The organism is Sphingomonas sp. GW821-FHT04B01 (genome assembly GCF_059420425.1).
Window position 1 is genome coordinate 1 of record NZ_JBWKTR010000025.1, and the last position, 10,931, is coordinate 10,931.

Here is a 10,931-nt window from a genome sequence, read left to right on the forward strand (position 1 = left end):
CCCGACCAACTCCGGCACCATGCAAACGTGTCGACAGCGCCGGAATTTCACAATTATCCTCTACTGACGCCCCTAAGCGGACTCGTGGAGAGATGGTGCGGTTCTCATCCGCGCAACCCAACGGTCCGAGGATGCCTTTCCCTGCCTGCAGGGCATCGACGTCATTCCGCGAAGACATATCCGTCCAAGTGAAGGAATTGGACGCCTGCCCCCTCCAATGCGAGCCCTGACAGTTAAAGGGCAAATAAATGCGGCGAGAGCCGCAAAAAAGGGGGGTTGAATGACCAGTTTCAAAGCACAGCAGACTTACAGACGGGCATTTCTCACCGGAGCAGGTGTGGTCGCCATGATGACCACCGCGCCCGTGATGGCTCAGGCACCCTCCACCAGGCCCACCGCTGCCCCCAATGCTGTATCCAATGAAGACGATACTTCCAGTCTGGATATTGTCGTCACCGGACAGAAGACCGGCGGACAATCCCTCCTCAAAGTACCGCTCACGATGAGCGCAATGGACTCGAAAGCCCTCGAGTCAGCGCGCGTCCAGAACCTGGCTGACATTTCCAAGCTGATCCCGAGCATCACTCTCGTCGAGTCATTTGGCAGAGCCGCGAATTACCTTTCAATACGTGGCGTGTCCGGTTCGGAGAACGGCACACCGACAGTCCAGATCTTCGTCGATGGCTTCACGACCGGAACCACACGCGGACAGGTCAATAGCGGCTTGTTTGAGCTGGAGCGTGTGGAAGTGCTGGAGGGGCCGCAAGCTACTCTATACGGCGCAAATGCAATCGGCGGGGTGATCAACTACATTACCAAGAAGCCCGGAAACACGCTGGAGGCATCTTTGCGACTTCTGTATGGTGAGTACAATGATGCTTCAGTCATAGGTAATGTGTCCGGGCCTTTACTCAAGGACAAGATCTATGTCGGGATTGCCGCGTCCTATCATCATCGGGACGGCTATCTAGACAACATCGCCACTGGTGACAGGAACTTCAACAAGCAGGACGATGTATCGACGAGAGCTGCGCTTCGAGGTGAATTTGGCGACACCACGGTGGATCTGTCTGCCAGTTACGCCCGGACGCGAGATGGATGCAGCGACTGCTATTATATCCCCAGGGACTACGACCTGAACGCCGTCTATCTGACGCCGGCTCCGCCGTTCAACACATCCCTGCGCGACGGCCTTGTGAACCTGCAGTCCTACGACAGAACAGTCGACCAGGCTGGTCCCAGCTACCTTCGTATAAACTCCACGACCGAGGTCATGAATATCACCCATGACCTCGGCGATATAAAAATCGCCTCAATCACCGGATATGGCAGGACAAAGACGGAGATGGCATTCGACCTCTCCCGCGCTGCAACGCGAAATCCCAACCCCGCATTTGCGGCTGTCGCATTCAACAACCTCACCAGCAGATCTTTCAGCCAGGAACTAAGAGTGTTTGGCGGGCGCCCTGACACGTTTAACTGGGTCGTCGGTGCCTATTTTCTCGATCTGAGAGAGGATAATGATGTCTTCCTTGGCGTCACTTCACCGGTCAATATCATCGATACTGTAAATACGAACAAGAACATTGCACTTTTCGCTAATGCAGCCATCCCGATTGGCACTCACTTCACTCTGAGTGGTGGACTACGGTACGACTACCAGAAGGTTGGCGGTAGCAATCCACTCTTGAATCTCAACAAGACGACGACGAGCAAAGTTTTTCTTCCACGTGGGACGATCCAGTATCGTTTCAATCCCGACCTTATGCTCTATGTCACTGTTTCGAAGGGCTACAAAACGGGTGGTGTCAACGTGCAGTCCCCCGATCCCGTCGCGCCTAATACGTTCGGGCCTGAATTCATCTGGAACTACGAGGCGGGCCTCAAGGGCAAACTGCTCGACGGGCGCGCTACATTCAGCCTGTCAGCTTTTCGCATGGACTGGACCGACCGACAGGTCCAGTTGCTGGATAGCTCCGGAATCTTCGCATACCAGGCCAACCTCGGAAAATCGAAGATCACCGGTGTTGAACTCACCGCTGGATTGAACGTTGGCTCCGGCTTCGTGGTCAACGGTGCCGTTACATATCTGGATGGCGAGATCACGAAGTATCTCGACCTGAGCGGCACAAGCACCTTTTACGGCATCAATCCCGACCTCGCCGGCAATCGCCTGCCCAACACACCGCGGCTCAAGGGTTCGCTTAGCCCCGAGTTCACCACGCCAATTGGCTCTGGAAGCTATAGCCTGAAGGCTCGCGCGGACGTTAGCTACTCAGGCTCCTTCTACTTCGATGCGCAAAATCTTCTCCGCCAGAACCGGTACGCCTTAGTGAACTTGTACCTCGGCATGGAGAGTGAAAACTTCGAAGTCGGCGTGTTTGCCAACAATGTGTTTGACCGGGCATATCACAGCGGGGCCACTCTGACGACGATCGGACCCCTTCTGGGTACAGGCACACCTCGCATCGTGGGCGTTCGAGCGCGGCTGAAGTACTGACGACAGACCTCATCACTTGCTGGACCAGGTTCTCGTTGCGACTTGTCAGGCAAGGGCTTTCGGTGGGCGATCCCCAATCTGGATAGTGGGTCTGATCCTTGAGCCTTGCAAAAGGATCAGACCCTCGTCCCCCTCGTCCTCTCTATCTTGAACCCAGCTGTATTTCCACCCTCGGAGCGCCACGCGCGAAGATACTACAGGGATATTTCAATGCTCAACGTGATGACGCTCTTCAAGCCAGTTGCTGGCCAGAGCCGCGACGAGTGCCAAGATCACTATCGTGTAAATCACGGGAAAATAGCCTGCTCGACGCGCGGATATGGCCTTCACATGTGCAAGTATGTCCAGAACTTCGTGATCGAGGGCGAACCCAACTCATCATTCTCCAATGGCTGGGCTGGCCTTTCAGAAGATTGCTTTTACAATCTGCAGTCTTTCTGGGACGCCAGTTCAGAGCCAGACCAGATGGTACTCTGGGACGACGTGCAGCGCTTTGTGAAGCTGGACGAGATCATCCTCGTCGCTGCAATGCCATGTTTTCAGTTCGGTCCAAACAAGGACGGGCCTTTCAAGCTCTTCCGCTTTGGGAATTTCCGGGCTGACGTTGATCCTTCTGAAGCCCGGAACTTCTGGGAGGCGACATATGCGAGGCACATGTCGCATGACACGGAAATTCGCACCATCGCTGCCACCTATGTTCAAGATCGGCCGCAGAAATTTCCGCATGGATTTGACAGCGCATCAAGTGCAGACGCGGTCGATGAATTCTGGTTCGACAGCCCTGACTTCGTCCCCAAGTTTCTCGAGGCTGAGGAGCGGGTTCGTCTTGCAGCAGGCTATAGCCGGTTCTTCGATGTGCAGCGCGAGACCATGGTGCTCACCGAGGCCAAGCTACTCTGGAATGTGGGAGAAGCGCCTGCAAACGGACTAACGCGAATGAAGGTATAGTTTCGCACCAGCAGCGCGCCGTTGTCGATGCATCCCTGCTTCCGTTAGCGCTACTGTCAACCAAATGGGGCCGGTTCTTCGACGCCCGCAGCAAAATAGCCCGAGGCGAAACGACTTTTCGGCATAGCTGCCTACCGGAAGTCATTCGACTGCATCGGCAATTCCACTAGCTGTTGGACCTATCCGCCAGAGCTCGCACATTTCGCAATGTTCCGGCGGAAATGCGCTCGGAACTTAGCAAAGGGGTCAACATGGTTCAGAATGATACCCGGGAAAACGACATTCTTTCGGGGTTTGCCGCGACATATGCACATGCCCGCAAACTGTTTCTCGACGTCGTCGCAGAGCGAGGAGCAAAGCTCCTGTCGTTTCCCCATCCCACGCTGCGAGGATCGGAAGGCGAAGAGCTCTTCATAGACATCGCCATTATGGGAAATCCGGCAGTCGAACGATCATTGCTGCTGGTCTCGGGAACCCACGGACAGGAGGGTATGGCAGGTTCTGCAATCCAGATCGCATTTCTGCGCCAGATTGCGCTTGAGAGCGAAACAAACATTGTGGCAGTTCACGCGCTGAATCCTTGGGCAGTCTCGCATTCCTCGCGGACCAACGAGGACAATGTTGACCTGAATCGCAATTTCCGCGACTTTCCGGTCGGTGGCGCAGAGGATGAAATCTATAGGTCCCTGCACGAGTGCTGGTGTCCCGACGATTGGACTGAGGCCAATCTTGAATGGCTGAGCACCTTCTCTGAACTGATTAAGAAATATGGCCGACAACGTGTCATCGACGCCGCTACCGGGGGTCAGTCTATCGAGCCAACGGGCCTGAATTACAGCGGCACAGCGCCGACTTGGTCCCACCGGGTGCTGGCTGAACACCTCCCTCAAGTCCTGAAGAATTCGAAGAAGATTGCCTACATCGACTGGCATACCGGCATCGGCGCCTATGGCGACCTTTGCTATATGTGCCTGAGCCAACAGGGCTCACCACCGTATGAGCGCGTCTTTCAATGGATGGGCGACGCCGCGCGGTCATCGCTGTCAGAGTCGATGGAACTCTCATCAGGCGTCGTTCCCAACTACACCGGAATGCTGTCCGCTTGGCTCCCGAGCATCAAGCCTGATGCAGAGTGGGCCGGCCTGGTCATCGAGGTGGGCACGTACAACAATGCGGAGATCGCTGACGCGCTTCGCATCGATCGCTGGCTCAAATTTGGATCAGGACAGTCGGATTGGCCCAGAGATGTCTTGAAGTCCAAGATGATGGAACGGCTCTATCCCACTGATCCTGAATGGAGGCTCGCGGCAATCGAGAAGGGTCTTGCTGCCCAGTATCGCGCATATGAGGGGCTCCTGCGCTGGACCTGATCAAATCAATGCTGACTACTAATCGGCAGATATAAGCGCCTTGGGGGAAGATATGACAACGATAAGGATGGCGGACGTACCGGGATTTTTCTCCCGGGAGTTCGGCATGGAGAGAAATGCGATAATCTTTGACGGAGACGTCGTTAGTTGGGCGGATCTTGATAACGCCTCCACGGAGATGGCGCACGCACTTATAGATCGAGGCGTTGGTGAAAACGATCTAGTCACGCTCGCAATGCCAAATGGCTGCGAATTCTACAAGCTGTCCTTCGCCATTTGGAAAGCGGGAGCCACACCACATGTAGTGTCCCCGAAACTTCCCGAGACTGAACTGGGAGCGATACTCGAGGTTGCTGCTCCCCGTCTCCTGATCAGCGAGGCGAGTAACGTTGTGTCACGTTTTGGTGGCACAGTTCCTGGTGACCTGAGAAGCAAACGAGAAGGGAGGCTTCCCTCTTCAACCTCGACTTACTGGAAAGCAACGTCCTCCGGCGGATCAACCGGCCGCCCCAAGATCGTCGTCGATCACCAACCCGCCGCCGTCGATCCCTCACAGATCGGTTTCATCATGCCGGAGCGGAGTGCGATCCTCAATCCCGGACCCCTCTATCATAACTCTCCCTTCCGGTTTACCCATGAAGCGCTCTTCAAAGGCAATACGGTCATCGGCATGCGACGCTTCGATCCGCTCGAAGCCCTTCGCCTCATTTGCGAGCATGACGTTGAGTGGGCCAACATGGTGCCAACCATGCTTCTGAGGATCTGGCGACTGCCTGAAGAGCAGAGGAATGCTTTCGACCTGACGAGCCTGAGGACGCTCTGGCACATGGCCGCGCCTATGCCTTCCTGGCTGAAAGAGTCGCTCATCGACTGGATCGGGAAAGAAAAGGTGTGGGAAGTGTACGGAGGTACAGAAGCCACCGGCGGTACGATCATCAGTGGTTCGGAATGGCTGTCACATAAGGGTTCTGTCGGAAGGACGATCCCGGGCTACGCGCTCCGTGTAAAGGATGAGAGTGGCAACGACGTTCCACCGGGTACGATCGGGGAGATCTACATGGCCCCGGAGAACGGTCGGACCACCTATCACTACCTTGGAGATGACGTCGCATCATCAGCAGGTGGCCTCGATTCACTCGGCGACTATGGTTATGTCGACAGCGACGGGTATCTTTATCTGGCAGACCGACGAACAGACTTGGTCATATCGGGCGGAGTAAACATCTACCCTGCCGAAGTCGAGAACGCCTTGATGGCGCACCCCGGTGTCGACTGTGCCGTCGTTATTGGGCTTCCCCATGAAGATCTTGGCGCATCGGTACATGCTATCGTTCGAAAAAGACCGGAATGGTCCGGTGATCTGGATGAGCAACACCTTGCAGACTTTGCGCGCAGTCAATTAGCTGCCTACAAGATTCCACGGTCCATCGAGTTCACCGAAACCGTACTCCGGGACGAGGCAGGCAAGGTACGCCGTTCGCAACTCAGGGCGGAGCGAATTTCAGATGCGGCAGAATGCGATCCGTCGAACCAGCCGCCCGCATAGGCAAACCGCGATCTCTGCCGCAGATCCACCGATAGCCGAATGAAAACATCTCCATTGGAAGCTCAACATGGCAATACCGCATAACCGCCCCTTATTTGATGATGACCTGATCCATTTCCGGGAAAATGTCCGGAGACAAATCGACCGGGGCATGGTTCAGGAAATCCAAGAGAGCATCGCCTCTGGCACGCTCACTCGTTCGACGTGGCTGAAGTTCGGCGAGGCTGGCTTCCTCTGCCCCGGTGCGCCGGAAGAGTTCGGTGGGCTCGGGCTGGATTTCCGTTTCAATTGCGTCGTGAACGAAGAGATGTCCTACGCCCTGCCGGTCACAAGCCTGACGGTGCATTCGGACATGATGGTCGATTACATCGCCCACTACGGCAGCATCGCGCAGAAAAGGGCATGGCTCGGCCGCATGGTAAGCGGTGAGGGCATCGTAGGCGTCGCCATGACCGAGCCAGGCGCCGGCTCGGATCTCCAAGGCATAAGAACGACGGCCAAGCGCACGGCAAACGGCTATGTCATCAATGGATCAAAGACATTTATCAGTTCCGGGCAGACGGCCGACTTGTTTATCGTCGCGACCAAGACGAGTTCCGACAGGAGTGGACGAAGCATATCTCTCTTCCTCGTCGATCCAACGCTTGATGGCTTTAGGAGAGGTCGGAAACTCGACAAGATTGGGCAAGACCTGACCGATACCTCGGAGCTATTCTTCGACGGAGTAGAGGTGCCGGAGTCATGCTTGCTGGGCAATGAGGGTGACGGCTTTGCCCAACTGATGGCTCAACTGCCAAAGGAGCGACTGTCTCTGGCCATTGGAGCTCAAGCGGCCGCACAGAGAGCATTCGATGTTGCGGTAGCTTTCGTCAAGGAACGATCTGCGTTTGGCCGGCAGGTCATCGATTTCCAGAATACACGCTTCCAACTAGCGGAAATGAAGGTTCGCCTTCAGGTCGGCTGGAGCCATATCGATCACTGTCTTGCTGAACACATCCAAGGGAAACTGACAGCAGAAGCAGCAGCGGCGGCGAAGCTCTGGCACACAGAAATGCAATGGCAAGTCGTCGATGCTTGCCTCCAGCTTCACGGCGGAGCGGGGTATATGAACGAGTACGAGATTGCCCGACTTTGGAAAGATGCTCGCGTTCAGCGGATCTACGGCGGCACGTCGGAGATCATGAAGGAAGTGATTGGCCGCGATATCGCGAGAGGTTGAGGAAATTCCAATGGCAAATAATATTAAATCTGAAGACCAGATTGCATATGAAGTTCTCGACGGTGGTGTTGCCAGCATCAGCCTGAACCGCCCGAAAGTAAAAAATGCGCAAGGTCTTGACCTCACATATGCCCTCGACGCGGCATTCAGGCGCGCTGCGCTCGACAGCACTGTCAAGGTGATCATTCTGCGCGCTGAAGGGAGCGACTTCAGCGCAGGCCATGACGTCAGCATGACCGAACGAAGCGATGTTGAAGACTATCCTACAGTGTCGTTGTGGGGATCCTTCAATGAAGGCGGTTGGGAGGGGTTCTACAGTCGCGAGAAGGAAATCTATTCGGAGATGGCAGAACGCTGGCGCGCGCTCCCAAAGCCGACGATCGCAGCCGTACAGGGCAACTGCATAGCTGGCGCAATGATCCTTGCATGGGTTTGCGACCTCATCATCGCCTCCGAGGACGCCAGGTTTGCCGATATTACCCCCAATCTGGGAATCTGCGGCGTCGAAATGTTCAATCACCCCTATGAACTTCCACCACGCAAGGCCAAGGAGTGGCTGTTTACGACCGACTTCATTTCCGCTGAAGAAGCGCATCGCTTCGGAATGATCAATAAGGTTGTCCCGCGGGAGAATCTTGATGACTATACATTGAAATTGGCGAGACGTATCGCCAAGAAACCGGCATTCGGGCTTCGTCTCGCAAAGGAACTCATAAACTCTTCACAAGACATGGCTGGCAGGAAGGGGCTTACCCAATATGCGTTCACCATGCACCAACTCTGCCATTCACATAACATGCTAAAGCATGATTTTCTCGTTGAAACCGAAGGTTTTCCGCCCGCATTGAGGGCGAAGATCGACGAGTATATCGCAACGCGTGACAGCAGGACACTGGTAGAGTTCACGCAACTTCAGCGTCTCGACATTCCCAAGCGCGAGAAAAATTAAGGCGCTTTTCCGTTCAACCTGCATCTTCAGGTATCAAGCAAATGAAAATTGATGGTGAATTAGCAATCGTTGCCGGAGGCGCATCGGGCCTGGGTCAGGCTGTGGTACGTCACCTTGCGACACAAGGAGCCAAGGTCGTTATCCTTGACCGGGATGAAGACGAAGCGTCTGCCCTCGCCAAAGCCGTGGATGGCTTTTCCTACAAGGTAGACATCTCGTCCGATAGTGAAGTCGAGGCAGCCTTTGCAGACATCGCGGCCCTCCATGGAAGAGCACGCATTGCAGTCAACACGGCAGGCATCCTGCGTGCTGGCAGATTACTGACGAAAAGCGGACCGCACGACGCCAGGGTCTTTGAAGACGTAATGAAAATTAACTTGTTTGGAACGTTTTACTTTCTTCGACATGCTGCTGCGATGATGGCTTCTCTCGACGCCGGCTATCGCGGGGAGCGAGGCGTGGTCGTCAACACTGCGTCGATAGCTGCGTTTGATGGGCAGAAAGGTCAGTTGGCCTATGCCGCCTCGAAGGCTGGGGTCGTGGGCATTACCTTACCAGCAGCAAGAGACCTTGGATCGCTTGGAATCCGTGTAGTGGCGGTAGCGCCAGGACTTTTCCATACGCCTATTCTCACCCCCGCCAAGGATCACCTGAGCAGCATGGAGGACGAATATGTGTTCCCTAGAGCGATGGGTGAACCAGCAGATTTCGCAAGCCTGGTGGAGCAGGTCATAAGAAACGTGATGCTGAACGGCGAGGTTATCCGACTGGATGGCGCACTACGAGTCCCTCAAGGTTGAGAACAGTCCTTCAAACAGGACCAACCAAGGAAGACGCACGGCGCTTCGCTGGGCGCCGTGCGACGAGCCGCAATTCCTCTCGCACCTCCATTGAACGCATTTTAAAAGGGATGACATCAAATGGAAATCATCGACATTTCAGACCACGAATTCGAGAGCAATGTCCTCGAACAATCACGCCCTGTACTTATAGATTTCTGGGCAGAATGGTGCGGCCCGTGCAAAATTGTCAGCCCCGCCCTAGAGGAAATTGCGGAAGAGCTGGAAGGCAGGGTCATTTTCGTAAAAATGGATATCAGCGAAAATACGGAAACACCAAACAAGTATGGCATTCGCAGCCTTCCCACGTTGATCCTTTTCAAGAATGGCAAGATCGCTGCGACCAAGGTTGGCGCCGCGACCAAGAGCCAGATGAAGTCGTGGCTGGAGTCCGAACTGTAATTACATCGTTACTCATTCCATAGATTTAGCCAAAGCATATTATTTTTTAATATGGTATATTTTGATATTAGTGCCAACCTTACGGTTGATCCTATCTTGCCCGAGCAAATTTCTTGACACGGCATGCATCTGCAAGTTACTTTTGCGGATGCTCGACGATGCGATCAGATATGCAGTTTTAGTGGCAGGATCCGGCTCATTTACCGCCGCAGCCTCACATGCGCGAGTTACCCAGTCGGCTATAACGAAGCGGGTCGCAGATCTCGAACAGCGCCTTGGATACTCTATTTTTCAGCGCACTCCCAAGGGGGTCATACTGACTGAAGGGGGGCGCGCCTTCATTGACAGATCGTCCAGAATTCTGGACGATCTTGATGATCTTATGCAATCAACCCGTCGGGCTCAGCCATACGCCGGGCCGCTGCGCTTAGGCATTTGCCCAGGAATGCTTGAAGATATAGCTATTGCTCCAATCGCAAAAACCCTCGCCAGATACCCGTCCATTCGTCTTGATGTGAGCAGCGCGAGTTTTGACAGAATGGCGCAGAGCCTGCGGAATGGCAGCGTAGATGTCGTGCTCGGCGTAGATGATGCCTTTGCTGAACACCCCGATTTCAATAGGGAAGCAGTCGGTTCGCTACGGCTGGCCTTTTTCGTCCGATCCGACCATCCGCTGATTGATATGGAACCCGTATCAATGCGGGCATTGTCCGACTTCGATCTGGTTATTCCGACGCCGTCGCCCCCATATTGCGTAGAGATCAATAGCATTTTCGCGACCACCACCACGCCGCCAATGGACAGGCTGCATGTGGTTGATTTTCTACCGACCGCGAAAAAGATCGTGGCCCAGTCCGACGCGATTGGCATAGCCCCCATGGAACGCGTTCAGTCCGCCGAATTCCAAGGTTTTGTAGCGCTCGATGTTGATGAGCCCCTCAGTGTACTTCAATTGTGCTGTGCCACTCGAGCAAGGTGGGTACCATTCCCTGCAGTAAAGGCTTTTATACAGGCCTGCAGGGAGGCCCTTCCTGATGATGCCTCTGCGCTCAACCGGGCCGCTTGATGAGAAGGCAACGTCGCTGATTGCATAAAGCGGCGGTCCAAGCCGGGAAACGGGCGGCAGAAAAACACCGTAACCTGACAGCCGTATCTATT

The 10,931-nt window shown here is 54.8% G+C and carries 9 protein-coding genes; all 9 read left to right on the top strand.

What is annotated here, in order from left to right:
• The first annotated feature begins 280 nt into the window (after positions 1 to 280).
• The 9 genes from AC07UH_RS21275 (at position 281) to AC07UH_RS21315 (ending at position 10,839) form a co-directional block, all read left to right on the top strand.
• Positions 281 to 2,500: a TonB-dependent receptor gene (locus AC07UH_RS21275; RefSeq protein ID WP_495182183.1), complete on the top strand. Its 2,220-nt coding sequence runs from the start codon at positions 281 to 283 to the stop codon at positions 2,498 to 2,500.
• 210 nt (positions 2,501 to 2,710) lie between these two features.
• On the top strand, positions 2,711 to 3,448 hold the full coding sequence (locus AC07UH_RS21280) for an EthD domain-containing protein (RefSeq protein ID WP_495182184.1): 738 nt from the start codon (positions 2,711 to 2,713) through the stop codon (positions 3,446 to 3,448).
• A 251-nt stretch (positions 3,449 to 3,699) separates the two neighbouring features.
• Complete coding sequence (locus tag AC07UH_RS21285) at positions 3,700 to 4,818, top strand: DUF2817 domain-containing protein (RefSeq protein WP_495182185.1); 1,119 nt, start codon at positions 3,700 to 3,702, stop codon at positions 4,816 to 4,818.
• Between the two features lie 67 nt (positions 4,819 to 4,885).
• On the top strand, positions 4,886 to 6,364 hold the full coding sequence (locus tag AC07UH_RS21290; RefSeq protein ID WP_495182186.1) for an AMP-binding protein: 1,479 nt from the start codon (positions 4,886 to 4,888) through the stop codon (positions 6,362 to 6,364).
• Between the two features lie 67 nt (positions 6,365 to 6,431).
• Complete coding sequence (locus tag AC07UH_RS21295) at positions 6,432 to 7,583, top strand: acyl-CoA dehydrogenase family protein (RefSeq protein ID WP_495182187.1); 1,152 nt, start codon at positions 6,432 to 6,434, stop codon at positions 7,581 to 7,583.
• A gap of 10 nt (positions 7,584 to 7,593) precedes the next feature.
• Positions 7,594 to 8,532, top strand: coding sequence for an enoyl-CoA hydratase (locus tag AC07UH_RS21300; RefSeq protein ID WP_495182188.1), 939 nt, complete (start codon positions 7,594 to 7,596; stop codon positions 8,530 to 8,532).
• A 41-nt stretch (positions 8,533 to 8,573) separates the two neighbouring features.
• Positions 8,574 to 9,332, top strand: coding sequence for an SDR family NAD(P)-dependent oxidoreductase (locus tag AC07UH_RS21305; RefSeq protein ID WP_495182189.1), 759 nt, complete (start codon positions 8,574 to 8,576; stop codon positions 9,330 to 9,332).
• A 120-nt stretch (positions 9,333 to 9,452) separates the two neighbouring features.
• Entirely contained in the window at positions 9,453 to 9,773 is a 321-nt protein-coding gene (gene trxA / locus AC07UH_RS21310; protein WP_495182190.1) for a thioredoxin, read from the top strand.
• Positions 9,774 to 9,921: 148 nt separating this feature from the next.
• Positions 9,922 to 10,839: a LysR family transcriptional regulator gene (locus AC07UH_RS21315; protein ID WP_495182191.1), complete on the top strand. Its 918-nt coding sequence runs from the start codon at positions 9,922 to 9,924 to the stop codon at positions 10,837 to 10,839.
• The last annotated feature ends 92 nt before the right edge of the window (positions 10,840 to 10,931 follow it).

Bases quoted from the DNA above. Each gene is read 5' to 3' on its own strand.
- AC07UH_RS21315 (WP_495182191.1), top strand. From the start codon at position 9,922: ATGCTCGACGATGCGATCAGATATGCAGTTTTAGTGGCAGGATCCGGC.
- AC07UH_RS21300 (WP_495182188.1), top strand. From the start codon at position 7,594: ATGGCAAATAATATTAAATCTGAAGACCAGATTGCATATGAAGTTCTC.
- AC07UH_RS21285 (WP_495182185.1), top strand. From the start codon at position 3,700: ATGGTTCAGAATGATACCCGGGAAAACGACATTCTTTCGGGGTTTGCC.
- AC07UH_RS21275 (WP_495182183.1), top strand. From the start codon at position 281: ATGACCAGTTTCAAAGCACAGCAGACTTACAGACGGGCATTTCTCACC.
- AC07UH_RS21295 (WP_495182187.1), top strand. From the start codon at position 6,432: ATGGCAATACCGCATAACCGCCCCTTATTTGATGATGACCTGATCCAT.
- trxA (WP_495182190.1), top strand. From the start codon at position 9,453: ATGGAAATCATCGACATTTCAGACCACGAATTCGAGAGCAATGTCCTC.
- AC07UH_RS21280 (WP_495182184.1), top strand. From the start codon at position 2,711: ATGCTCAACGTGATGACGCTCTTCAAGCCAGTTGCTGGCCAGAGCCGC.
- AC07UH_RS21305 (WP_495182189.1), top strand. From the start codon at position 8,574: ATGAAAATTGATGGTGAATTAGCAATCGTTGCCGGAGGCGCATCGGGC.
- AC07UH_RS21290 (WP_495182186.1), top strand. From the start codon at position 4,886: ATGGCGGACGTACCGGGATTTTTCTCCCGGGAGTTCGGCATGGAGAGA.